Origin of the sequence: Actinoplanes sp. NPDC049668 (assembly GCF_044465445.1) — a bacterium.
Taxonomy (GTDB): Bacteria; Actinomycetota; Actinomycetes; order Mycobacteriales; family Micromonosporaceae; genus Actinoplanes.
Window position 1 is genome coordinate 326,434 of sequence record NZ_JBITLR010000001.1, and the last position, 22,213, is coordinate 348,646.

Genomic DNA, 22,213 nt, shown 5'->3' on the forward strand with positions numbered 1-22,213 from the left:
CGGAAGCCGGGCGCCTGGTCGGCTATCGCCGCCCGAGGCGCCGGATCGGTCGCTGTCAGGCTTCGGCGTCGTCGACGTCGCGGCGGTGGACCTTCATCCATGCCTCGACGTCCTCGGTCATCCAGACCTTGCCCTGCGCGAGGTCGGCGACGGGCGCGGGGAAGTCCGCCCTGCTCGTGATCTGGTATGCGCGCTGGCGACTCACCCCGCCCAAGCGGACGCGGATCTCGTGCGCACCCATCAGTCGGATCGGCTTAGCTGCCACATGATCGACCGTAGACGCATGACTATTAGTCATGGGTCAACTTGTTAAGAGACACCTAGTTACACGACAACTACGGTGGTCGCATGACTATCCCTCGTAGACGGTGCCAGAGACCGGTGCCGCACGAGCCGTCCCACAGGCGCATGTGGCGCTCACTGTGGCGGCGATGCTCGTGCGGCTTGCCGGCCCCGTGCGTGGACCGGCTGGTCCCGGCACCGCCACTCCCCTACCCACCGAACAGGGCCTCGCCCGCCGGCGGCCGGTCGATCACGGCCGACGCCGCCAGGCACTCGATGCCCACAAGCGCACCGATCCCGGCACCACGGGCGAGTCCCATCCGCCCGGCCCGACCGGGCCACGACACCGCCGCGATCGCCCGGATCAGCCCGATCGCCTACCTCGAAGCGACCAGGGCCGCCTGTACACGAGATTCGGCCTGGCCGATCGTCGACAGCGCCGAGACGCCGAGCGGACGACACCGACTCCACCCGAACACCAGCGGACGAGCCCGCGCACGCGAACCAACCAGGCCGACCGCAGGCCGCGCCGACCTGGCGAAGGGACGCTACCGATCCCACACCAACACCGACAGAGCAGCGTGCACACGCGAACCAATCACGCCGACCGCACGCCACACCGACGTGCCGAGCACACGCCACCGACCCCACTTCGACACCGGCACAGCAGCCCGCGCACGCGACCCGGCGACGCCGATCGACGACACGGCAACGCTGGGTGACAGCACGGCGGGCGGTGCCCACGCCGGGCTCAGCGACCGCTGTCAGGCTGCGAGCGCCGACTCGGCTGGCATCCCGGCCGGGCCGAGCGGCTTCATCCGGGCAAGCGGCATATCGGCACCATCCGCCGGGGTCGGTCCGGGCGGCTACCTCCCATTGCCCAACCCGCACGGGTCCAGAGATGGGCCCAGGCCAGCCGGCTACACCCGAACGCCCGACCCCGGAGACATGGCCGGGCTGAGCAACCACACCCAAACGCACGAGCCCAGAGACGGACACGGACCGCGCGGGCACGCCCAAACACACAAACCCAGAGACAGCCCCGGGCCGAACAACCACACCTGGACACACGAACCCAGAGACCGACTGGGACCGCGCAGGCACACCCAAACACACAAACCCAGAGACAGCCCCGGGCCGAACAACCACACCTGGACACACGAACCCAGAGACGGACCCGGACCACGCAGGCAGGACCGGACCGACTGTGGGGGTGCCGCCGATGTGGACCGGGCAGGGTCGCCTGTGTGGGCCGCGCCTACCGTGCTGCTTTCGCAGGTCGGCCGTGCCGGCGACCTCACTCCGGCCCAGGCTTACCGGGCCAGTCAGGGTCACCGGCGGTGAGCGCTCAGGAGAGAGCCGAGCATCTCGGCGCTCGACCGACGTGGGACTGCCTCGCCTGCGGGCGTCCCTGGCCGTGCGAGCACGCGAAGGAGGAGCTGCTGACCGAGTTTCAGCGGCATCCGTCTAGTTTGACGATCTACATGTCGGCCTACATGTGTGAGGCGATGAACGACCTCATCACCCAGGACGTAGCACCGTCTCCGGATCTCTACGAGCGTTTCCTCTCGTGGGTGCGGCCGAGCCTCACCGGGCTGCCGATCCGGAAACTCTTGGAGGATCAATAGTGGCCATCGAAGTAGCCGATCCCGCCGCCGTGGTTGAGGCCACGCGGGCCGGGGCGGCTCGGTGGGTTGGTGCCCTGGATTCCAGTCGACGTTCGGCATGATCGCTCCCGGATGTCGCAATTAGGGCAGACGGCGGCCGGGACCTCGCAGGGACCGCCGACCGCCGCCGCCTTGCACCACCCGATCGAGCTCGGCCTTCTCAGCGTGGCTGTAGGAGCGTACCGACAATCGAACATACGTACAATGCTATGGAGCATCGTGACCACGTACGGTGTGAGCCATGATCGATCCCTCGGCCGACCGCGCGGTCTTCCGCCAGCTAGCCGATCTTTTGCGCGACCAGATCGAGTCCGGCGGCCTCGCCCCCGGTGAGCCGCTGCCCAGCGAGCTGCGTCTGGCCCAGGAGTACGGCATCAGTCGCACCACCGTGCGCCAGGCCATCGGCCAGCTGCGCACGGAGGGACTCGTCACGGTCGACCGGCCACGTGGGACGTTCGTCCGGGTGCCGGAGCCGACCGAGACAGTGACCCTCGGCCGGGGCGAGCGCGCGGGCGCCCGCATGCCGACCGACGCGGAACGCCGGCAGTACCGCCTGGGCGAGGGCGTCCCGGTGCTGGTCATCACGGCGACCGACGGCACGAAGACGGTGCACCCGGCAGACCGGGTCCAGCTCACCCGCCCCTGATCACCGCCCACTGCCCGCAGCCGTAACGACCCGACACCACACAGATCGACCACGCCGCGCGTGACCACACACCCAAGGTCGACACCCGCCCGCGGCCGCGACGATGGGACACCACCCGGACCGGCCACCCCACGCACGACCAAACACCGAACACCAGCACCTGGCTGAGGCCGCGCCGATCCGCCACCGCGCGAACCAGCCACCCCACGCACGACCAAACACCGAACACCAGCACCCGCTGAGGCCGCAGCCGCGGCCGCGCCGATCCGCCACCGCGCGGATCGGCTGCGCCGCGCATGACCGTGCGCCGAAGGTCGGCGCCGGGCTGCGGTCGCGGAATGCCCACCTACTCGCGGGTGCGGCGGCGGTAGCCGTGATCGACGTCCCAGGACTCGATGACCAGGTGGTCCGCGGGCTCGCCCACGTATGTCAATGCCACCTCCGTGATGTCGACGCGGAAGAACCCCGCGCCGGCGAAGGGCGTGTCCGGCGGTGGCGGGACCTCCACCGCCGTTCCCGCCAGCTTCGCGTCACCCGGCCAACTTTCGGGGTGTTCGGCCGGCGGCTCCAGAGTGGGGCTGTGTATCGCGATCCGGGGGTCACGACGCACGTCCAGCAGCTTCATCGAGCCGCCCATCATGCCGAAGGTGACCTGGCCGTCGTCGAACTTCATCTCGCTTGCGCTGATGCGAGGGGACCCGTCGCGACGCAATGTCGCGATGGTCTTGTTGGTGCCCGCCTCGAACCGCGCCTTGACCTTCGCCGCGAACTCGCCGAAGTCCCTCTCAAGGTCCTGCCAACTCGCCATGCCAAGACCCTAGAAGCCGGGTCCGACGAAAATCAGCCCAACAGCACGACCAGAACCGGCCCAACCCGCGCGTACAGACAACTTCCGTGTCGCTCGCGGCTCGCCGGACCTGGGATTCGAACCGGCGACAAACCGGTTGCGCGGTGCTGCCAGGCCGGACAGCATGGCCGTTCACCCAAGGAGGGCTGCCCATGACGCGGGTGTTCCTGGCGGCGGACGATCTACGCGACCTCGTGGCAGATCAACTGGGCACCGACCGCCGACTCGCAGCCCTGGACCGGCTGACCGGCGGCACCAAGAAGGGCGTCTACCGTCTTCGGCTGGACGACCGAACGACGGTGATCCTCTACGTGTGGGCGGCCGACGAGAACTACCGGCCACCCTCCCCCACGATTCCGGACGACCCGTTCACCGACGCATCCGGCGCGGACCTGTTCGCCGCCGCCCACGCGGCCCTGACCGCCGCAGGCGTGCGCGTCCCGCACCTGCTGATGCTCGACTGCAGCGCGAGATATCTCGGCGCCGACATCGCCCTGGTCGAGGACGTCGGCGGTCTGACCCTCGAGACGCTGATGGAACGCGATCCGGCCGCGGCCGCGGCACCCCTGTCCTCCCTCGGCGACGCACTAAAGCGCATGCACACCACATTCGGCCCGCACCACGGCAAGCTGGCCGCCGTCGAGCAGGGAACGGCCAGGCGCACCGAGGACATCATCGTGGACCGGGCGCTCGGCCACCTCGGCGCGACGGCGGCCCGCGATGACCGGCTCGCCGACGCGGCCGAGCGGATCGCCGCACACATACACCGCCTGCGGGACACGGTCCCGGCACGCGAGGAGTACGCCCTGGTACACGGCGAACTCGGACCGGATCACGTGCTGGTCACACCGTCCGGGGAGGCCGCCGTGATCGATATCGAAGGGCTGGCGTACTTCGACGTCGAGTGGGAGCACGCCTGGCTCGAGATGCGCTTCGGCGACGCGTACCCGGCGCTGGGTTCGGTCGACCTCGACCCGCACCGGCTGGAGCTGTACCGCTACGCGCAGGTGCTGTCGCTGATCGAGGGCCCGCTACGGATCGCGGACACCGACTTCCCGAATCGGCAGTGGATGCTGGACCTGGCCGAGTGGAACATCGCCAAGGCGCTCGACGCGGTCAGAACATGGAGTACTGCTCCACCGACAGCGTGAAGCCGTGCCCGGACGCCGTGTTCTCGCAGCGGATCGCCGCAGGGTCGCTGCCGCAGGTGAAGTCACCGACCCGCACCGCGCTCCCGTACTTCAGCGTCTCCTTCGCACCCATCGCCGTGTCTCCGGTGCAGGTGAACGCCGCCTTCTCCGCCTTGTACACGGAGATTCCGCCGGCCCAGTCCAGCTCGCAGTCGGCCGGCGCCGGCGGGGGCTGCCAGCTTCGCTTCACGATGTCGCAGCGCGCGCCGTCCTTGTCCACGTGGCAGCCGATGTTGCCCGAGGGGGACAGAAAGTCGACCGTCGACAGGGCCGGCGCGTCGCCGAGGCCCGCGTTCGCCGGGGTCGAGGGCGACGGGTCCCGGTGGCTCGTGCACGCCCCGAGCGCCAGTGCCACGACGACCGCCGCACAACCTCGTCCGAAAGCCATCTCCACCCCCGAGCCGCAAAGACGGAATGATAGGAGCGTGGAGCAAACCCGCGGGGCGCACGAGGCGCTTCCGCCTGCCATGCGCCAGGCGGTCGACGACTTCGGCCTGCATCTCGCCCGCGTCGACAACCGCTCGGCGCACACGGTGCGCGCCTATGTCGGCGACGTCGTCTCCCTGCTCGATCACGCCGCCCGGCAGGGTTGCGCCGCGCCCGCGGATCTCGACATCGCCGTGCTGCGGGGCTGGCTCGCGCAGCGGATGGCCGAGGGCGCCGCGCGCAGCTCGCAGGCGCGGCGGGCCGCGGCCGCGCGCACCTTCACCGCCTGGGCGCACCGGTCCGGGCTGGCCCCGGCCGACGTCGGCGCCCCGCTGTCCAGCCCGCGGGCGCATCGCGATCTTCCGTCGGTGTTGCGCGCCGACCAGGCGGCGGACCTGGTCGTCACCACGGGCGACCACCATGCCGTACGCGACCGAGCGGTCCTCGAGCTGCTCTACGCGACCGGGGTACGGGTCAGCGAGCTCTGCGGCCTGGACGTGGCGGACCTGGACGAGGGGCGCCGGGTCGTCCGCGTCTTCGGCAAGGGCGCCAAGGAGCGGGTGGTCCCCTACGGCATCCCCGCGCAGCGGGCGCTCGACGACTGGCTGCTGCGGGGCCGGGCCGCCGTCGCGCACGCCGGCAGCGGTGACGCGCTGTTCCTGGGCGCCCGGGGCGGCAGGCTCCAGCAGACCGTGGTCCGCCGCATCGTCGCCGCCGCGGCGCAGGCCGCCGGGCTGCCGCACACCAGCCCGCACGACCTGCGCCACTCCGCCGCGACGCACCTGCTGGACGGGGGTGCCGACCTGCGCGCCGTGCAGGACCTGCTCGGGCACGCCTCGTTGTCGAGCACCCAGATCTACACCCATGTCTCGACCGAACGCCTGCGCGCCGCCTTCAAACAGGCTCATCCGCGCGCCTGACCACGGCCGAACCGGCGGATCCGGGACCGCGGGCGGATCGACCCGTACGATCAGATCGTGAGCGCCGGAGATCCGCCCCCGCCCATCCCGGGAGCGCGGCTCCTGTTCTCCCTGGATGCGGCCGTCGCCTATCTCAACCACGGCTCGTTCGGTGCCGTCCCGATCGGGGTGCAGCGCGCGCAGCAGCGGCTGCGGGACGAGGCCGACCGCAATCCGATGTCGTTCTTCGGCCATCCCGGGCTGCCCGACCGCATCGTCCACACCCGACGGCACCTGGCCGCCTTTCTCGGCGCCGATCCGGACGGCAGCGCCCTGGTGCCCAACGCCACCGCCGCGGTCTCGCTCGTGCTGCAGTCGGTGCGGCTCACCTCGGGCGACGAGGTGCTGCTCACCGACCACGGCTACGGCTCGAACGGCTTCGCCGTGCGGCGGCAGTGCCGGCGGGACGGCGCCAGCGCGCGGACCATCGCGCTCGCGCTGGACGCGTCCGACGCCGAGGTCGTCGCCCGGGTCCGGGGCGCGCTGCGGCCCGGCAAGACCAAGCTGCTGATCGTCGATCAGCTCACCTCCCCCACCGCCAAGGTGCTTCCGGTGCGGGAGATCGTCGCGGCCGCCCGCGAGCACGACGTACCCGTTCTCGTCGACGCCGCGCACGTGCCGGGCATGCTGCCGGTCGAAGTCGATCGGATCGGGGCCGACTTCTGGGTCGGCAACCTGCACAAGTGGGCGTTCGCACCGAGGGGTACCGCCCTGTTGGCCGTGGCGCCGGCGTGGCGTCGCCGGATCGAGCCGCTCGTCGTCTCGTGGGAGCAGGATTCCGGCTTCCCGCTCGCGGTCGAGTTCCATGGCACCGTGGACTACACGCCGTGGCTGGCCGCCCCGGCGGGGCTGTTCACCCTGCGTACCCTCGGGGTCGAGACCGTGCGCGCGCACAACGCGGCGCTGGCGGCGTACGGGCAGCGGGTTGTCGGTGCGGGCCTCGGCCTCGCGCCCGCCGACCTGCCGGACCCGGGCGCGGCCGAGGCGTCCATGCGGATCGTGCCGCTGCCGACCGGGGTGGCCACGACGCAGCCGGAGGCGAGCGCGCTGCGGCAGCAGATCGCCGACAAGCTGGCCACCGAGGTGGCGATCAACCCGTGGGGCGGCCGCGGCTGGCTGCGGCTGAGCGCACAGGCATACAACCGTCCGGAGGAGTACGACCGGCTCGCCGAGCGCCTGCCCCCGCTGCTCGCCGCCCTGCGCTGAACCAACAGCAGGCACACCCACACGAAGCACAGCAGCCACAGCCCGACCGATCACAACGAGCACAGGCCCACCGATCACAACGGGCACAGGCCCACCGATCACAGCCGGTACACGCGGACCGGTCACAGCGGGCGCAGTCGCACCCGGCCGAGCCCAAGCAGGGTGAGCGGATCAAGGTACTCGTCGCCGCGCCGCAGCCCCCAGTGCAGGCAGGCCGATACCGGGCAGCCCAGGTGCCCGGCAGCGAGATCGCCGATCGCCTGGCCGGTGGCGACGACAGCACCGGGCTGCAGGGCCGGCCGGACGGGCTCATAGGTGGTCCGGAGGCCGCCGGGATGCGCGACGCTGACCACGCCCCGCCCCGCGACGTCACCGGCGAAGACGACCGTCCCCGGCCCTGCGGAGCGCACGACACTGCCCGGCGCCGAGGCCAGGTCGACGCCGCGATGCCCGGACAGCCAGGGCGCCGGCGGCGGATCGAAGCGCCGCACGACCACAGGCCCGTCGACCGGCCAGCCGTATGCCGACCGGGTGGGCAAGGCCGCGCCGGCGAGCACCAGCAAGACCGAAAGCAGGAGATGCATGCCCGGCATCGTTCTCCTCCGGGCACCCGGCCGCGACCCGGCCTGTGGACAACCCGACCGGGACCCGGCCTGTGGACAACCCGGCCGCGACCCGGCCTGTGGATAACCTAGCTGCCGCCGAAGCCCGCCTCATCGGGCAGCGAGATGTCCGGCTTCTCGAGTTCCTCCACGTTGACGTCCTTGAAGGTCATCACGCGGACGTTCTTGACGAAGCGGGCCGGGCGGTACATGTCCCAGACCCAGGCGTCGTGCATCTCGACCTCGAAATACACCTCGCCGTCGGAGTTGCGCACGTGCAGGTCGACCTGGTTCGCCAGATAGAACCGGCGCTCGGTCTCCACCACGTACGAGAACTGTCGGACGATGTCGCGGTACTCCCGGTAGAGCTGCAGCTCCATCTCGGTCTCGTACTTCTCGAGATCCTCTGCGCTCATCGCTTCTCGCCCTCCATGGCCTCATCTTCCCCCACCGGCACCGGCGGCCGAGGCTGCTCGCCCGACGCCACGCCGACGGTACCCTCCGATGCTGGCCAGAGCATCAGCGGCTCGGCGGTGACCGGGGCCGGAATCACCGGCCGGCGCGCGCGGGGCGGCCGGTTGCCGCGCCCGGAGACCGCGGCGACGTTCACGTACGAGAAGCGGTGCTCGACGCAGGGGCCGAGGCGGATCAACGCCGCGCTGTGCTCGTCGGTGATGTAGCCCTTGTGTACCGCGAAGCCGTAGTCCGGGAAGCGGCCGTCCAGCTCGACCATCAGCCGGTCCCTGGTGACCTTGGCGAGCACGCTGGCCGCCGCCACGCAGGCCGCGACCCGGTCGCCCTTCCAGACGGCGAGTCCCGGCGCGCCGAGCCCGTCGACCGGGAAGCCGTCGGTGAGCACGTACTCCGGCCGGGTGGTGAGCGACGCGAGCGCGCGGCGCATCGCGGCCAGGTTGCAGACGTGCAGGCCGCGTCCGTCCACCTCGGCCGGCGGGATGATCACCACGGACCAGGCCAGCGCCCGGGCGACCACCTCGCCGTAGACGCGCTCGCGGGCGGCGGCGGTGAGCAGCTTGGAGTCGGCCAGCTCGTCGATCTCGCCGCGCCGGCCCTCGGGCAGGATGGCCGCGGCGGCCACGAGCGGCCCGGCGCAGGCGCCGCGGCCCGCCTCGTCGGCGCCGGCCACATTGCGGAAGCCGCGGCGCTGCAGCGCACGCTCGAGCGCATAGAGGCCGCCTTCGCGGCGCACCACGGTGCGGGGCGGACTGAGCATCAGCGGACCCCTCGCAGCGGCTCGGCGAGGCCGGCCCCTTCCAGCGGCTCGGCAAGGCCAGCCCCTTCCAGCGGCTCAGCGAGGCCAGCCCCCTCCAGCGGCTCGGCAAGGCCAGCCCCTTCCAGCGGCTCAGCGAGGCCAGCCCCTTCCAGCGGCTCGGCGAGACAGGCCCGGCGCAGCAGGTCGGCAAGGTCGGTGGGGTAGATCAGCTCGTCGGAGGCGTCCAGCTCGGCCGCCGACCACCAGCGGTGATCGGTGATGGTCTGCCGCTCCGACGGGTCGAATCCGCTGGTGTCGACCTGCCACTCCGGCACCCGGAGGACGAAGAAGTCCTGTTCCTGCCTATATTGCCGGTTTTCGTAGCTGAACTCGGTGACCTCGTGGTGCACCGGCTCGCCCAGCTCGGCGGGCTCGACCCGCAGCCCGGTCTCCTCGAACAGCTCCCGGGCCGCGCCCGCCGCGGGCGTCTCGTCCGGGTCGAGGCCCCCGCCCGGCGTGAACCACCACTGCAGGCCGGGGCGGGCCGGGTCGCCGCCGCGCAGCAGCAGCGCGCGGTCGGCGGCGTCGATCAGGAGCACCCGGGCCGCCTGCCGGTCGATGAACGTCACGACCCAAGCCTAAGGCGCCCGTGGTCGATCTTTACCCCGGGTAATGCCTTACTTGGCGGGCGGCGCGTCCGGGATGGCCTCGAACTCCTTGGGCACCGAGAGCCAGGCCGCCCGGCTCACCGGCCAGAAGATCGTGAACGCCCGGCCGACGACCGAGTCGATCTTGACCGTGGCCTCCTGGATGTTGTCGTCGCTCTGCTCCCAGTGTTCCAGCGAGTCGCCGGAGGCGGAGCGGTGGTCGCCCATGACCCAGAGCCGGCCGGGCGGCACGACGACGTCGAACTTCTCGTCCGCGGCCGGGTCCTGCCGGCCGTCCGCGTCCTTGTAGATGTAGGGCTCGTCCAGCGAGACGCCGTTGATGATCAGGCGCTCCTGGTCGTCGCAGCAGACCAGGTGGTCGCCGGGCACGCCGATGACGCGCTTGATGAAGTCCTCGCCCTCGGTGCCGCTCTGCCACTCGGTCGGGGCCTTGAACACCACGATCTCGCCGCGGCGGGGATCCCGGAAGTCGTAGACGAGCTTGTTGACCAGGACCCGGTCCCAGACGTTGAGCGTGTGCTCCATCGACGGCGACGGGATGTAGAAGGTCTGCAGAACGAAGGCGCGCACCAGGACGGCGACGAGGATCGCCACACCCAGCAGGATCGGTAGCTCGCGCCAGAACGACCCACGGCGCTTCTCTTCGGCTTGCTCGTCAATCACGAACGGAGCCTACGTCGCCGCGGCCACAACCACTGACCGGAACGCGCGGATACGCCGACACTTAAGAGGAACGGCAGCACGACGGCCGCGGTGGCCGGATCGGGCTCGCGCAGCGGCCGCCCGGCGACCGGGCCGGCCGCGACGGGGTGCGCCTCACCGTACGCCTTCCAGTTGTCGGGCACGGACAGGCTGGTGAAGTGCTTGGTCGGCCAGACGATAACGAACGCCCGGCCGATGATGTTGTCGATCGGCACCGGACCCTGGCAGCGGGCGTCCTGTGACACCAGCCGGTGGTCGCCCATGACGAACATCTCACCCGCCGGGACGGTCACCTCGGCGAAGCGGCGGCTCGTGCACTGGCGCGGGTTGGGCGGTGCCTCGATGGGCGAGTCCTCGAAGAGGTAGGTCTCGTCGATCGACTCACCGTTGACCGTGATCCGGCCCTGATCGTCGCAGCAGGCGACCTTGTCGCCCGGCAGGCCGATCACCCGTTTGATGAAGTCGCGTTCCCCCGGGCGGCTGACACCGACCAGGTCACCGATGGTCCGGCCGAGCTTGGCGCCGAAGTCGTTGCTCAGCGGCTCGGCCGGCTGCTCGGGCGCCCAGTTGTCGGTGCCGCGGAAGACCACGATCTCGCCGCGCACCGGGTCGCGCATGTCGTAGACGACCTTGTTGACCAGGACGCGGTCCTTGATCTCGAGGGTGGTCTGCATCGAGCCGGAGGGGATGTAGAACGCCTGCACCAGGAACGTACGGATCAGGACGGCGAGGCAGAACGCCACCACGAGCAGCAGCGGCAGCTCCTGCCACAGGGGCATCTCCTTGCGGCGGATCACCCGCCCGCGGCGCCGTCCGGAGGAGGAGGCTCGATACCCCTGCATCGGTTCCACGCTACGCATCTCCCGCCGCCGTCCGGTTGAGCCGCCCCGGATACAGCACTACCGCCCGGGATCCCCCGTGGGAGACCTGTCGGGCGGTAGTGCGAATGGTTCACCAGCGCGGCGAGCGCCGCGGTGGCACTGATTCCCATCCGTCACTGGCGCAAGCGTAATCCGCCGGCGCAGCCAACGTCAGTCCGAGTACATACGGCCCGGACCGCTACGGGGTTCAGCTGACGGTCTGCTTCTCGCGCAGCTCCTTGATCTTGGCCTTCTTGCCGCGGAGCTCGCGCAGGTAGTAGAGCTTGGCGCGACGCACGTCACCGCGGGTGACGACCTCGATGCGGTCGAGCTGGGGGCTGTTGATCGGGTAGGTCCGCTCGACGCCGACGCCGAAGCTGATCTTCCGGACCTTGAAGGTCTCGCGCAGCCCGCCACCCTGGCGGCTGATCACGACGCCCTGGAAGACCTGGACACGGGAGCGGTTGCCCTCGACGACCCGCACGTGCACCTTGACGGTGTCACCAGCCCGGAAGTCAGGAATGTCGGTGCGTCGCGACTGGGCGTCGAGTGCGTCCAGGGTGTTCATCGCTGCATCCTCGTCGTACTCAAAGCGCACCGGGAGTTCGATGCGCGAATGGGTGATTCTGACCGGGGCGAACCCCGCCGGTCCTCGTCCGCCCGCCCACGGCGTGGGGAGCGAACGGCAACCTCACTACTTTGCCACACCCGGAGGTGTGATCGGAAATCCGGCCCCCTCCAGGGCCGCCCGGTCGTGCTTGTCAAGCGACTCCGGCGGATAGGCCGCGAACATGTCCGGGCGCCGGGCGGCGGTACGCAGCAGGGACTCCGTACGCCGCCAGCGCGCGATCCGCCCGTGGTCGCCGGAGCGAAGCACCTCCGGCACCGCGCGGTCCCGCCACGACGCCGGCTTGGTGTACACGGGCGCCTCGAGCAGCCCGGCCGCGTGCGACTCCTCGGTCAGCGAGTCCGCGTTGCCGAGCACTCCCGGCAGCAGGCGGGTGACCGCCTCCATGATCACGATAACCGCGACCTCGCCGCCGAAGAGCACATAATCGCCGAGCGAGACCTCCCGCACCGGCATCCGGGCCGCGGCATCGTCGAGAACCCGCTGGTCAATGCCCTCGTATCGGCCGCAGGCGAAGATCAGGTGTGGCAGCTCGGCCAGCTCGTGCGCGTCCGCCTGGGTGAACGGCCGGCCGACGGGGGTGGGCACCACCAGCTGCGCGTCCGGCGACGCCACGGCGTCGAGCGCCTGTGCCCAGGGCTCCGGGCGCATGACCATGCCCGGGCCGCCGCCGTACGGGGTGTCGTCGACCGTGCGGTGCACGTCGGAGGTCCAGGTGCGCAGGTCGTGCACGGACAGGTCGAGCAGCCCGGTGCCCCGCGCCTTGCCGATCAGCGACAGGTCGAGCGGGGCGAAGTAGTCCGGGAAGATCGAGACGATGTCGACGCGCACAGACGGGCCCTTTTTCTACAGATCGAGCAGGCCCTCGGGCAGGTCGACGATCACCCGGCCGCCGGCCAGGTCGACCGTCGGCACCATCTGGCTGACGAACGGGATGAGCGCCGTGCCGCCGCCGGCCTTCTTGAGCACGATGAGATCGCTGGAGGGCGCGTGGTCGATCCGGTCGATCGTGCCCAGGTCGGTGCCGTCGACCGACACCACGGAGAGCCCGGCCAGCTGGTGGTCGTTGAACTCGTCGGGGTCCTCGGGATCGGGGATCCCGGCGCTGTCGACCTGCAGCAGCACGCCGCGGAGCGCCTCGGCGGTGTTGCGGTCGGGCACGCCCTCGAACTGGGCGATCCCCTTGCCCTGGTGCCAGCGCACCGACTCGAGCACGAGCTTCGCCGGGACCTGGTAGGCGATGCCCGGCACGGCGGCGGCCGCCGGACCGGTGCTCACCCGGCGGTCCCGGGGGACCTCCGTGGTGAACGCCGATCCGGCGGCGAATCTCGCCTCTGGATCATCGGTACGCACTGTCACCAGCACTTCCCCACGGATGCCGTGGGGCTTACCGATCTGACCGACGACCAGCAACATCAGGCGGCAGCTCAGTACGCGTCGACGATGTCGACGCGGATGCCGCGCCCACCGATCGAACCGATGACCTGACGCAGCGCCTTGGCCGTGCGCCCGCCACGCCCGATGACCGTTCCCAGGTCCTCGGGGTGCACGCGCACCTCGAGCCGCTTACCGCGGCGCGAGTCGACCAGTCGGACCCGGACGTCGTCCGGGTTGTCGACGATGCCCTTGACGAGGTGCTCCAGCGCGGGCCGGAGCGCCCCGTCAGTTCCCGTCGGCGCCGGCACCGGCCGGGTCCTCCGCGTGCTCCGCGACGGCCTCGCGGTTCGGCTCGGCGGCCTTGGCGGTCTCCGCCTTCGGCTCGGCCTTGGCCTCAGCCTTCTCGGCCTTCGGCTCGGCCTTGGCCTTCTTGGCCGGCTTGGCCGGGGCGTCCGCGACGCCGGCGGCAGCCTTCGCCTCGGCCTCGTAGGCCGCCGTGCGGCTGACCTTCTCGGCCTTGACGAGCAGCGGCGGCGGGGCCGGCAGGCCCTTGAACTGCTGCCAGTCGCCGGTCTTCTCGAGCAGGCGCTGCACGGCCTCGCTCGGCTGCGCGCCGACCGAGAGCCAGTACTGCACGCGCTCGGACTTCACCTGGATGATCGAAGGATCTTCCTTGGGCTGGTAGATGCCGACGTACTCGATGGCGCGGCCGTCGCGCTTGGTGCGCGAGTCGGCGACGACGATGCGGTACTGCGGGTTGCGGATCTTGCCCATCCGCAGGAGCCGGATCTTTACGGCCACAGTCTTGTTCGCTCCTGTTGCGATGACGACCAGCCCGATCGATCGGGCCGGTGCGTGGTGAGCCGACGGAACCCACGTGGGGATATGGGACCGATGCCTCGAGGACTGGCGAAACGTGAGAGGTAGAGGGCTGCTCACGCACACCGGACCCCACCATTCTGCCAGAGGGGGGAGGGGGATCCCAATCGGGCCTCGGGTTTGGGAGAGATCAAGATCGAAGATCAGGACCATGTCGTGCGTGGTTGCAGGGTTCTGACCGTCGCTCACGCCGAGACCGGGCGCGGGTGGCCAATCGCCTGGCGGCTCATGGGCGGCCACCCGCACCCTGCCAGGTGCGTGATTGGTTGAAGGTCAACTGCGGGGTGCCGCGGGGCGGTCCCAGCCCGGCGGGAGGGTCGTCGGGACCGGCCAGGACGGGTTCGGGTGGTAGTCGGTCCAGGTGCCGTCGAAGGGGAACTCGGCTGCCTCGATCATCTTGATGACTCGGAGGCCCTCGGCGCGGACCGCCTGTTCGTCGCGGACCCAGTAGTGGGTCGGGTAGGCGAGGCGTTCGGTGAACTCGTCCTCGTCCTTCCAGGCCCAGGTGCAGTCCGGGTTCACGACTACGTCGAGGTCCTGGTCGATCACGTCGACGCCGGCGACGTGGCCGTCGTCCCAGCGTAGGGCGCGTTCTTCCAGGTTGACGTACCAGTTGGTGAAGCGGTCCTGGTCGTCGCGGAAGAACCAGATCGAGTGGTCGGCGTTCGGCGGGATGAACTTCAGCAGGCCCGGGCCCTGCCAGGTGCCGGGCACGACCTCGGTCGGGAGGCCGATCCACTCGCCGAACGGCATGTCCCGGATGCCCCGGCCGTCCCGGGCCGCCTCGAACACGACCGCCGAGCCGCGGGCCAGCCAGAGCAGCAGCCCGCGCTCGTCGTCGACGACGACCCGGCAGGGACGCACGGAGGCGAGCCGGGCGCCGTCGACGTTGCGGTAGAGAACCTCGCGGCCCGGGGCGAACGGCACGCTCAGTACGAACGCGCCAGGATCGCGACCAGGTTCGGCTCGTCGTCGGTGTCCGGCATCGACCCGTCCTCGCGGAACAGGCAGCGCACGGTCACCGCCTTGCCGTTCGCCTCGGCCTCGCCGTCCGTGCCGACCGCCGACCACGGCACCCGGGCCCAGCCGGTCTGCGCGGCCTCGATCGCGTCGCCCAGCGTCTTCACGTCGACGGTGTTGGCCTCGCGGAACGCCAGCGCGTCGTCGTACATCCGCTGCTGGTCGGCCTTGAGCGCGCTGACCACGTCGACCGCGACGTCGTCGAGCGCGATCGGCGACTTCGAGCCGTCGACGCGCCGGGCGATCACCGCGTTGCCGGCGGCCAGGTCGCGCGGGCCCACCTCGATGCGTACCGGAATGCCCTGCAGCTCGGCGTCGACCGCCCGGCGGCCGAACGGGATGTCGGCGCGGTCGTCGAGCTTGACCCGTACGCCGGCGGCCTTGAGCTCGTCGTGCAGCCGGGCCGCCGCCTCGGTGACGCCCTCGCCCGCCTTGACCACCATGACCTGCGCCTGGATCGGCGCGATCCGCGGCGGCAGCCGCAGGCCGTTGTCGTCGCCGTGCACCATGATCAGGCCACCCATCATCCGGGTGGAGGTGCCCCACGACGTGGTCCAGGCGTGCTCGACCGTGCCGGCCGACGACGAGTAGGTGATGTCGAACGCCTTGGCGAAGTTCTGCCCGAGCTCGTGCGACGTGCCCATCTGCAGGGCCTTCGTGTCGCCCATCATGGCCTCGACGGTCATGGTGTTGGTGGCCCCGGCGAACCGCTCGCCCTTGGTCTTACGGCCCGGCACGACGGGGATGGCCAACATGTTGACCATGAACTCCTCGTACACGTGCTTGTGGATCTCGCGGGCGTAGCGACGCGCGTCGTCCTCGGTCGCGTGCGCGGTGTGCCCCTCCTGCCAGAGGAACTCGGTGGTCCGCAGGAAGGTGCGCGGCCGCAGCTCCCAGCGCACGATGTTGGCCCACTGGTTCAGCAGCAGCGGCAGGTCACGGTAGGAGTCGACCCACTTGGCCATGAACTCGCCGATGACCGTCTCGCTGGTCGGGCGCACGACGAGCGGCTCGGCCAGCTGCTTGCCGCCCGCATGGGTGACCACGGCGAGCTCCGGGGAGAAGCCCTCCACGTGCTCCGCCTCGCGGCGCAGGTAACTCTCCGGGATGAAGAGCGGGAAGTACGCGTTCTGCGCACCCGCCTCCTTGATCCGGTTGTCCATGTCGGCCTGCATGTGCTCCCAGATGGCATAGCCGACCGGCCGGATCACCATCGTCCCGCGCACCGGGCCGTTGTCGGCCAGCTGAGCCTTGCTGATGATGTCCTGGTACCAGCGGGGAAAGTCCTCCGCACGGGGAGTAAGCACACGAGCCATGAGGAGGGATGGTAGTCGCCCGCACACGAGCGAATCGAAACGACCCTTCATTGCGCGGCCTTTGCGCGACCCGGCAGCGAGGTCCTCCACAGCGTCCGGCCGAGAAAGCCCTGCCACGCCGCCGCCAACGCCCCACACCCCACCCCAGCGACAGACGCCCCGCCGGAGCCGGTACTGCGATGCTCCGCCGACCGCGACCGGCAAGGTGCGTCCGCTTGACCCACCACCCACCCCGGCCCGCCCGACCAAACCCCCTACCGCGCCCACCGCGCGGCAGCCAGACCACCCACCCGCAAGGTCCCCGCACAGCCCACCCAAGCACCCAGCAGCGAGAAACCAAGACCCACCGCAACGGACCCCCATGCAAGGGTGGGGCCGGGGGGGGGGCCCCCCCCCCGGGGCGAAAAAAACCCCCCCCCCCCCCGGGGGGGGCCCCCCCCCCCCCCCCCCCCCCCCGGCCCCACCCGTCCACCGCAACCAAACCACCGAGCCGCAGATCACCCGGCGGGGATCGCACGGCGGCTCGCTCGGCCGCTCGCGGACGAGGTCAGCGGATTACGCGGCCGCGCAGGACGATTCGGCTTGGTGCGCGGACCACCCGTAGGTCGCGGCGCGGATCGGTTTCGTAGACGACCAGGTCGGCCAGGCCGCCCTCGACAAGGCCGGGAAAGCCGAGCCATTCGCGGGCGCGCCAGGAGGCGGCGGCGAGGACGTCGGCGGCTGAGATGCCGGCCTCATGGAGGAGGAGCATCTCGTCGGCGGCCAGGCCGTGGCGGATGCTGCCGCCGGCGTCGGTGCCGACGTAGATGGGAACGCCGGCCTCGTGGGCCGCGGCGACGACGGCCGGGAAGCCGTCGCGTAGGGCGATCATGTGGTCGGCGTAGCCGGGGAACTTGGCCCGGGCCTGGTCGGCGATGCCGCCGAAGGTGCGGATGTTGATCATTGTGGGGACCAGGGCGGTGCCGCGGCGGGCCATCTCGTCGATCAGGTCGAGGGACAGGCCGGTGCCGTGCTCGACCGAGTCGACGCCGGCGCGCACCATCTGCGCGACGCCCTCCTCGGAGAACGTGTGCACGGCCGCTCGGACGCCGGCCGCGTGCGCGGCCTCGACGGCCGCGGCCATGGTGGCCGGGTCCCAGGACGGCGCGAGGTCGCCGACCGACCGGTCGATCCAGTCGCCGACCAGCTTCACCCAGCCGGTTCCGGCCTTGGCCTGGGCGGTGACGGTCGCGACCACGTCCGCGGCGTCGACCTCGATGCCGATGTCGCGCAGGTAGCGCCGGGTGGGTGCGACGTGGCGGCCGGCCCGGACCAGCCGGGGGATGCCGGGCTCGTCGTCGAGCTCGGGATACGGGTAGGGCGACCCCGCGTCACGCAGCGCCAGCACCCCGGCGTCACGGTCGGTGTGCGCGAGCTCCCGGGCCTGGTCCAGGCTCTCGATCGGCTTGGCCCCGTACTGGATGCCGAGGTGGCAGTGCGCGTCGACCAGCCCGGGCACGACGAAACCGCCGTCGCTGATCGTCTCGGCGTCCGCGACCGGCTCGAACGTGACCCGGTCACCGACCAGCCAGAGGTCCCGGACCTCACCGTCGGGCAGCACCGTCCCCCGCACATGCATCGCCATGGGACAGTCCTACCCGATCATCGGCCCGCCTGTCCCGGCGGGCGTCCGAATTCGCGTCAGCGCTTGTCGTCGTCGCGCTTCGGGTTGGTGAGCTTGTTGAAGTCGAGCTTCGGGAGCTTGAAGCCCGGCGGAAGCCCCTGGCCCGGCCCGCCGCCGAGCGCGCCCGGGTCCATGCCCGGCGGGAGCTGCGGCATGCCGCCCGGGAAGCCGCCCGGCATTCCGCCGACCCGCGGCCGGTTGCCGCCCTTGGTGCCCTTGCGCTTGTTCTTCGGGCTCTTGGTGGCCTTGCGCCGGTTGGCGCCCGGCAGGCCCATCATGCCGCCCATCTGCTTCATCATCTTCTGCGCGTCGGCGAAGCGGTTGAGCAGCTGGTTGACGTCCATGACGGTCACGCCGGAGCCGTTGGCGATGCGGGCGCGACGCGAGCCGTTGATGATCTTCGGGTTGGTGCGCTCGCCCGGGGTCATCGAGCGGATGATCGCCGTGACCCGGTCGAAGTGGCTGTCGTCCAGCTCGTCCAGCTGGCCCTTCATCTGGCCCATGCCGGGCATCATCGCCAGCACGTTCGCGATCGGGCCCATCCGCCGGACCGCGATCAGCTGGTCGAGGAAGTCCTCCAGGGTGAACTGCTCGCCACCGAGCAGCTTGGAGGTCATCTTCTCCTTCTGATCCTCGTCGAAGGCCTGTTCGGCCTGCTCGATGAGGGTCAGCACGTCACCCATGCCGAGGATGCGGCTCGCCATCCGGTCGGGGTGGAAGACGTCGAAGTCCTCGAGCTTCTCGCCCGTGGACGCGAAGAGGATCGGCTCGCCGGTGACGTGCCGGACCGACAGCGCCGCGCCGCCGCGGGCGTCGCCGTCCAGCTTGGAGAGGACCACGCCGGTGATGCCGACGCCGTCGCGGAACGCCTCGGCCGTGGTGACCGCGTCCTGGCCGACCATCGCGTCGATGACGAAGATGACCTCGTCGGGGTCGACCGCGTCGCGGATGTCGCGGGCCTGCTGCATCATCTCCGCGTCGATGCCGAGCCGGCCCGCGGTGTCGACGATGACGATGTCCTTCGCCGTGCGCTTGGCGTGCTCGATCGAGTCCTTGGCGACCTGGACCGGGTCGCCGACGCCGTTGCCGGGCGAGGGCGCGTACACGTCGACGCCGGCCCGGGTGCCGAGCACCTGGAGCTGGTTGACCGCGTTCGGGCGCTGCAGGTCGGCCGCGACCAGCAGGACCTGGTGGTTCTGGCCCTTGAGCCAGCGCGACAGCTTGCCGGCCAGCGTCGTCTTACCCGAACCCTGCAGGCCGGCCAGCATGATCACCGTCGGCGGCTGCTTGGCGAACTGCAGCCGCCGGCCCTCGCCGCCGAGGATGGCGATGAGCTCCTCATGAACGATCTTGATGATCTGCTGTGCCGGGTTGAGCGCCGCGGAGACCTCGGCGCCGCGGGCCCGTTCCTTGAGGTTGGCGATGAACGACTTGACCACCGGCAGCGCGACGTCCGCCTCGAGCAGCGCGAGACGGATCTCGCGAGCGGTGGCGTCGATGTCGGCGTCGGTGAGCTTGCCCTTGCCACGGAGCTTGGTGAAGATCCCGGAGAGGCGGTCGCTCAAGGTGTCAAACACGGCGCAACTTCCCGTTGGTCAGAGGTGAGGAGATGACCGCAAGCCTAGCCGCCCGCCGGAACGGTCACCGGTTGCGCATCCGGTACGTCTTCGCCGCCGCCTCGATCCGCCGCTGGTTGCGGGTGCCCGGCGCCAGCGACCGCTTCGCCCGGCCGTACAGGTAGACGCCGCCGCCGACGACGATCGCGCCGACGATCAGGTACGCCAGGGCGCCGACCAGCACGTGCAGCAGGTTCACCGCGATCCAGCCCACCACGATCACGCCGGCGATCGTCGCCACCAGGTACGCGATTGCTTTGCCCATCTCAGCCTCCCGAGGAGAAATTCGCCGCCGTTTCCACCATGCGCCAACGGCGCAAGTGGCGCATCGGGGCGGACCCGTAAGGGGTGCGGAACCCCCGTTCGGCCACGCCACCTGCACAAATCCCGTATACCGCAGATAACAGGCGCCACTTCAGGCCCTTCCCGCGGCTCCGGTGGCGACATGGCACAGATGTCCGAAAAGCCGATATCGACCGCAACCTTCCGATGAATCACGCCGTTGAGGCACGAGGAACCGGGCGGCTGATCAACCGGCTCGACTACATCCGGCGGAAGGACAACGGCGTGTCTCTGCGGCGGATCCTGCGACTGGCACCCTGGGGCGTCCGAGCCCGCATCTTCAACTCCGTGCAGCGGCGGGTCCTACCCCGGCTCGTGCCCGAGCAGCGCCTGCTGCTCGCCCGCCGGATCGTGCCGCTGTCCCGCCCGCCGCGGCTGTCGCTGCTGCGGGTCGCCGAGGGCGCGCGGACCATGCGGGTCCGCACCGGCCGGGGCTGGGTGACGGCCCGCCGGGACGCGACGACCAGCCCGGCCCAGGTACGCCGGCAGAACCTCGACCGCACCATCGCCGCCCTGGAAACGCTCGGCGTCGACTGGTTCCGGGTGCCCGCCCGCTCGTTCCGGCGCACCGCGCTGGCCGTACCGGTGCGGGACCGGGCCGCGGTGGTCCGGATGCTGGAGGACCTGACGTCGGCCGGCACCGGCGTGCTCGAGGTCGTGCGGCCGCACGGCCGCAGCGGCCGGCGGGCCCGGCGCGACGCGAGCATCCTTCGGGTCTGCTGGCCGGTCACCGACCCGGACGGGAACCTGGTGCTCGGCCCCGACCTCGGCTGCGAGCTCGAGTTCTGGCGCGAGCAGGACGGCAACCTGATCGGCCCGCGCAGCAAGGCCGACGTCATCCCGGCCGGCGAGCCGATGGTCAGCGCCCCCGAGTCCGCCTTCGGCCCGTTCTGCGCGCCGGACGAGCCGGCCCGGTACCGGACCCGGGAGCAGTTCACGCTGCCGACCCCGGAGCGGATCAGCTTCCCCATCGACGCCGTGTACACCTGGGTCGACGGCTCAGACCCGGCCTGGCAGGCCCGCAAGAAGACCGCGCTGGCCGCCAACACCTGGCTGGACGAGGCGAGCCGGCTCTCCGCCAACGACTCCCGGTACGCCTCCCGCGACGAGCTCCGCTACTCGCTGCGCGCCCTGCACTGCTTCGCCCCGTGGGTGCGGCACATCTTCCTGGTCACCGACGACCAGGTGCCGGCCTGGCTGGACACCGAGCACCCGCGGCTGACCGTCGTCAGCCACCGCGAGATCTTCGGCAGCACCGGCCGGCTGCCGACCTTCAACTCGCAGGCCATCGAGTCGCGGCTGCACCGCATTCCGGGCCTGAGCGAGCACTTCCTCTACCTCAACGACGACGTCTTCCTGGGCCGCCCGGCCGCGCCGGAGATGTTCTTCACCTCCGGCGGGCTGACCCGCTTCTTCCCGTCCCCCGCGCGCGTCGACTCCGCGCCGCGCACGCCCGGCGACCCGCCCGCCGACTCGGCCGGGAAGAACAACCGGGAGCTGATCAAGGCGGCGTTCGGGCGGGTGCTGACCCGCAAGATGATGCACACGCCGCACCCGTCGCGGCGCAGCGTCATCGAGGAGATCGAGAACCGGTTCGCCGAGCACGTCGACGCCACCGCGTCGCACCAGTTCCGCCACCCCGACGACATCTCGCTGCTCTCGTCGCTGCAGCAGTACTACGCGTACCTGACCGGCCGGGGCGTCTCGGGGCCGATCGCGTACCGGTACAACGACCTGGCGGATCCGGCGACGCCGTTCAAGCTCGCCGAGCTGCTGCGCAAGCGCAACCTCGACGCGTTCTGCCTCAACGACACCGACACCACCGGCGGCGCCGCGGCCGAGCAGGCGGCGCTGCTCGGCGACTTCCTCCCCGCGTACCTGCCGTTCGTCTCGCCGTACGAGCTGGCCGTGCCGCGGCCCGCCACCGCGCCGCCCGCCCAGCCGACGGCGCAGGCCCGGCAGATCGGCCGGCAGGCCGGGCCGGGCACGCCCGCGGCCGGCGTCGCCGTGCCCGTCCTGGCCGCCGGCGCGGGCACGGGCGAACCGACCTCCACCAACACGCCCGTCGCCTGACGCGCACCGGAACAACCTGCGCTGTATTAAGGAG

25 protein-coding genes are annotated in these 22,213 nt (G+C 71.0%); 6 read left to right on the forward strand and 19 right to left on the reverse strand.

The window, feature by feature from the left end:
- Positions 1 to 55 precede the first annotated feature (55 nt).
- Complete coding sequence (locus tag ACIBSW_RS01520) at positions 56 to 241, reverse strand: DNA-binding protein (RefSeq protein ID WP_184998646.1); 186 nt, start codon at positions 239 to 241, stop codon at positions 56 to 58.
- 1,381 nt (positions 242 to 1,622) lie between these two features.
- On the opposite strand from ACIBSW_RS01520, the gene ACIBSW_RS01525 reads away from it, so the two are divergent.
- Together ACIBSW_RS01525 and ACIBSW_RS01530 are read left to right on the forward strand one after the other, a co-directional pair.
- Positions 1,623 to 1,910 (forward strand): hypothetical protein, encoded by a 288-nt coding sequence (locus tag ACIBSW_RS01525; RefSeq protein WP_354719533.1) that lies wholly within the window; start codon positions 1,623 to 1,625, stop codon positions 1,908 to 1,910.
- 280 nt (positions 1,911 to 2,190) lie between these two features.
- Complete coding sequence (locus tag ACIBSW_RS01530) at positions 2,191 to 2,595, forward strand: winged helix-turn-helix domain-containing protein (RefSeq protein ID WP_354719535.1); 405 nt, start codon at positions 2,191 to 2,193, stop codon at positions 2,593 to 2,595.
- Between the two features lie 346 nt (positions 2,596 to 2,941).
- Here the strand turns inward: ACIBSW_RS01530 and ACIBSW_RS01535 are convergent, their stop codons facing one another.
- On the reverse strand, positions 2,942 to 3,403 hold the full coding sequence (locus ACIBSW_RS01535; protein ID WP_354719536.1) for a pyridoxamine 5'-phosphate oxidase family protein: 462 nt from the start codon (positions 3,401 to 3,403) through the stop codon (positions 2,942 to 2,944).
- A 191-nt stretch (positions 3,404 to 3,594) separates the two neighbouring features.
- Between ACIBSW_RS01535 and ACIBSW_RS01540 the strand changes: the two genes are divergently transcribed.
- On the forward strand, positions 3,595 to 4,593 hold the full coding sequence (locus ACIBSW_RS01540; protein ID WP_354719538.1) for a phosphotransferase: 999 nt from the start codon (positions 3,595 to 3,597) through the stop codon (positions 4,591 to 4,593).
- Here ACIBSW_RS01540 and ACIBSW_RS01545 read toward each other — a convergent pair.
- Positions 4,559 to 5,020, reverse strand: coding sequence for a DUF6636 domain-containing protein (locus ACIBSW_RS01545; protein WP_354719540.1), 462 nt, complete (start codon positions 5,018 to 5,020; stop codon positions 4,559 to 4,561). The genes ACIBSW_RS01540 and ACIBSW_RS01545 overlap by 35 nt on opposite strands.
- Positions 5,021 to 5,099: 79 nt before the next feature.
- On the opposite strand from ACIBSW_RS01545, the gene ACIBSW_RS01550 reads away from it, so the two are divergent.
- Together ACIBSW_RS01550 and ACIBSW_RS01555 are read left to right on the forward strand one after the other, a co-directional pair.
- A complete protein-coding gene (locus tag ACIBSW_RS01550) occupies positions 5,100 to 5,978 on the forward strand; it encodes a tyrosine recombinase XerC (RefSeq protein ID WP_354719569.1) in 879 nt (292 codons plus the stop codon).
- A 57-nt stretch (positions 5,979 to 6,035) separates the two neighbouring features.
- Positions 6,036 to 7,223, forward strand: coding sequence for an aminotransferase class V-fold PLP-dependent enzyme (locus ACIBSW_RS01555; RefSeq protein WP_354719542.1), 1,188 nt, complete (start codon positions 6,036 to 6,038; stop codon positions 7,221 to 7,223).
- 122 nt (positions 7,224 to 7,345) lie between these two features.
- Here ACIBSW_RS01555 and ACIBSW_RS01560 read toward each other — a convergent pair whose 3' ends face one another.
- The 16 genes from ACIBSW_RS01560 to ACIBSW_RS01635 all read right to left on the reverse strand — a co-directional run bounded on the left by ACIBSW_RS01560 (position 7,346) and on the right by ACIBSW_RS01635 (position 20,029).
- Positions 7,346 to 7,807: a M23 family metallopeptidase gene (locus tag ACIBSW_RS01560; RefSeq protein WP_354719544.1), complete on the reverse strand. Its 462-nt coding sequence runs from the start codon at positions 7,805 to 7,807 to the stop codon at positions 7,346 to 7,348.
- A 107-nt stretch (positions 7,808 to 7,914) separates the two neighbouring features.
- Positions 7,915 to 8,241: a DUF2469 domain-containing protein gene (locus tag ACIBSW_RS01565; RefSeq protein WP_023561849.1), complete on the reverse strand. Its 327-nt coding sequence runs from the start codon at positions 8,239 to 8,241 to the stop codon at positions 7,915 to 7,917.
- Positions 8,238 to 9,056, reverse strand: coding sequence for a ribonuclease HII (locus ACIBSW_RS01570; protein ID WP_354719546.1), 819 nt, complete (start codon positions 9,054 to 9,056; stop codon positions 8,238 to 8,240). The genes ACIBSW_RS01565 and ACIBSW_RS01570 overlap by 4 nt, the downstream gene beginning before the upstream one ends.
- Complete coding sequence (locus ACIBSW_RS01575) at positions 9,056 to 9,664, reverse strand: NUDIX domain-containing protein (protein ID WP_354719548.1); 609 nt, start codon at positions 9,662 to 9,664, stop codon at positions 9,056 to 9,058. Before ACIBSW_RS01575 ends, ACIBSW_RS01570 begins: the two co-directional genes overlap by 1 nt.
- A gap of 48 nt (positions 9,665 to 9,712) precedes the next feature.
- On the reverse strand, positions 9,713 to 10,366 hold the full coding sequence (gene lepB, locus ACIBSW_RS01580; protein WP_354719550.1) for a signal peptidase I: 654 nt from the start codon (positions 10,364 to 10,366) through the stop codon (positions 9,713 to 9,715).
- Positions 10,363 to 11,247 (reverse strand): signal peptidase I, encoded by an 885-nt coding sequence (lepB, locus tag ACIBSW_RS01585; RefSeq protein WP_354719552.1) that lies wholly within the window; start codon positions 11,245 to 11,247, stop codon positions 10,363 to 10,365. The genes lepB (ACIBSW_RS01580) and lepB (ACIBSW_RS01585) overlap by 4 nt, the downstream gene beginning before the upstream one ends.
- A gap of 226 nt (positions 11,248 to 11,473) precedes the next feature.
- Entirely contained in the window at positions 11,474 to 11,833 is a 360-nt protein-coding gene (gene rplS / locus ACIBSW_RS01590) for a 50S ribosomal protein L19 (protein WP_023561854.1), read from the reverse strand.
- A gap of 126 nt (positions 11,834 to 11,959) precedes the next feature.
- Positions 11,960 to 12,724 (reverse strand): tRNA (guanosine(37)-N1)-methyltransferase TrmD, encoded by a 765-nt coding sequence (gene trmD / locus ACIBSW_RS01595; protein ID WP_354719554.1) that lies wholly within the window; start codon positions 12,722 to 12,724, stop codon positions 11,960 to 11,962.
- Positions 12,725 to 12,739: 15 nt separating this feature from the next.
- On the reverse strand, positions 12,740 to 13,306 hold the full coding sequence (gene rimM / locus ACIBSW_RS01600; protein ID WP_354719571.1) for a ribosome maturation factor RimM: 567 nt from the start codon (positions 13,304 to 13,306) through the stop codon (positions 12,740 to 12,742).
- 14 nt (positions 13,307 to 13,320) lie between these two features.
- The gene (locus ACIBSW_RS01605) at positions 13,321 to 13,578 is read right to left on the reverse strand and encodes an RNA-binding protein (protein WP_184990105.1); all 258 of its coding nucleotides are present in this window, start codon (positions 13,576 to 13,578) and stop codon (positions 13,321 to 13,323) included.
- Complete coding sequence (gene rpsP, locus ACIBSW_RS01610) at positions 13,556 to 14,071, reverse strand: 30S ribosomal protein S16 (RefSeq protein ID WP_354719556.1); 516 nt, start codon at positions 14,069 to 14,071, stop codon at positions 13,556 to 13,558. The genes ACIBSW_RS01605 and rpsP overlap by 23 nt, the downstream gene beginning before the upstream one ends.
- Positions 14,072 to 14,422: 351 nt before the next feature.
- Positions 14,423 to 15,076: a DUF402 domain-containing protein gene (locus ACIBSW_RS01615; protein ID WP_354719558.1), complete on the reverse strand. Its 654-nt coding sequence runs from the start codon at positions 15,074 to 15,076 to the stop codon at positions 14,423 to 14,425.
- A 2-nt stretch (positions 15,077 to 15,078) separates the two neighbouring features.
- Positions 15,079 to 16,485, reverse strand: a complete 1,407-nt coding sequence (gene proS / locus ACIBSW_RS01620) for a proline--tRNA ligase (RefSeq protein WP_354719559.1) — start codon at positions 16,483 to 16,485, stop codon at positions 15,079 to 15,081.
- Between the two features lie 547 nt (positions 16,486 to 17,032).
- The gene (locus tag ACIBSW_RS01625; protein WP_354730400.1) at positions 17,033 to 18,109 is read right to left on the reverse strand and encodes an amidohydrolase family protein; all 1,077 of its coding nucleotides are present in this window, start codon (positions 18,107 to 18,109) and stop codon (positions 17,033 to 17,035) included.
- 56 nt (positions 18,110 to 18,165) lie between these two features.
- The gene (gene ffh, locus ACIBSW_RS01630; RefSeq protein WP_354730398.1) at positions 18,166 to 19,725 is read right to left on the reverse strand and encodes a signal recognition particle protein; all 1,560 of its coding nucleotides are present in this window, start codon (positions 19,723 to 19,725) and stop codon (positions 18,166 to 18,168) included.
- 64 nt (positions 19,726 to 19,789) lie between these two features.
- Positions 19,790 to 20,029, reverse strand: a complete 240-nt coding sequence (locus ACIBSW_RS01635) for a hypothetical protein (RefSeq protein WP_354730396.1) — start codon at positions 20,027 to 20,029, stop codon at positions 19,790 to 19,792.
- 224 nt (positions 20,030 to 20,253) lie between these two features.
- On the opposite strand from ACIBSW_RS01635, the gene ACIBSW_RS01640 reads away from it, so the two are divergent.
- Complete coding sequence (locus ACIBSW_RS01640) at positions 20,254 to 22,179, forward strand: stealth family protein (protein ID WP_354730394.1); 1,926 nt, start codon at positions 20,254 to 20,256, stop codon at positions 22,177 to 22,179.
- Positions 22,180 to 22,213: the final 34 nt, after the last annotated feature.

What these genes read in the sequence shown, in the direction of transcription:
- ACIBSW_RS01520 (WP_184998646.1), bottom strand. Translation starts at nt 241, where the DNA reads ATGGGTGCGCACGAGATCCGCGTCCGCTTGGGCGGGGTGAGTCGCCAG.
- ACIBSW_RS01530 (WP_354719535.1), top strand. Translation starts at nt 2,191, where the DNA reads ATGATCGATCCCTCGGCCGACCGCGCGGTCTTCCGCCAGCTAGCCGAT.
- ACIBSW_RS01535 (WP_354719536.1), bottom strand. Translation starts at nt 3,403, where the DNA reads ATGGCGAGTTGGCAGGACCTTGAGAGGGACTTCGGCGAGTTCGCGGCG.
- ACIBSW_RS01540 (WP_354719538.1), top strand. Translation starts at nt 3,595, where the DNA reads ATGACGCGGGTGTTCCTGGCGGCGGACGATCTACGCGACCTCGTGGCA.
- ACIBSW_RS01545 (WP_354719540.1), bottom strand. Translation starts at nt 5,020, where the DNA reads ATGGCTTTCGGACGAGGTTGTGCGGCGGTCGTCGTGGCACTGGCGCTC.
- ACIBSW_RS01550 (WP_354719569.1), top strand. Translation starts at nt 5,100, where the DNA reads ATGCGCCAGGCGGTCGACGACTTCGGCCTGCATCTCGCCCGCGTCGAC.
- ACIBSW_RS01560 (WP_354719544.1), bottom strand. Translation starts at nt 7,807, where the DNA reads ATGCATCTCCTGCTTTCGGTCTTGCTGGTGCTCGCCGGCGCGGCCTTG.
- ACIBSW_RS01565 (WP_023561849.1), bottom strand. Translation starts at nt 8,241, where the DNA reads ATGAGCGCAGAGGATCTCGAGAAGTACGAGACCGAGATGGAGCTGCAG.
- ACIBSW_RS01570 (WP_354719546.1), bottom strand. Translation starts at nt 9,056, where the DNA reads ATGCTCAGTCCGCCCCGCACCGTGGTGCGCCGCGAAGGCGGCCTCTAT.
- lepB (WP_354719552.1), bottom strand. Translation starts at nt 11,247, where the DNA reads ATGCAGGGGTATCGAGCCTCCTCCTCCGGACGGCGCCGCGGGCGGGTG.
- rplS (WP_023561854.1), bottom strand. Translation starts at nt 11,833, where the DNA reads ATGAACACCCTGGACGCACTCGACGCCCAGTCGCGACGCACCGACATT.
- proS (WP_354719559.1), bottom strand. Translation starts at nt 16,485, where the DNA reads ATGGCTCGTGTGCTTACTCCCCGTGCGGAGGACTTTCCCCGCTGGTAC.
- ACIBSW_RS01625 (WP_354730400.1), bottom strand. Translation starts at nt 18,109, where the DNA reads ATGGCGATGCATGTGCGGGGGACGGTGCTGCCCGACGGTGAGGTCCGG.
- ACIBSW_RS01635 (WP_354730396.1), bottom strand. Translation starts at nt 20,029, where the DNA reads ATGGGCAAAGCAATCGCGTACCTGGTGGCGACGATCGCCGGCGTGATC.
- ACIBSW_RS01640 (WP_354730394.1), top strand. Translation starts at nt 20,254, where the DNA reads ATGAATCACGCCGTTGAGGCACGAGGAACCGGGCGGCTGATCAACCGG.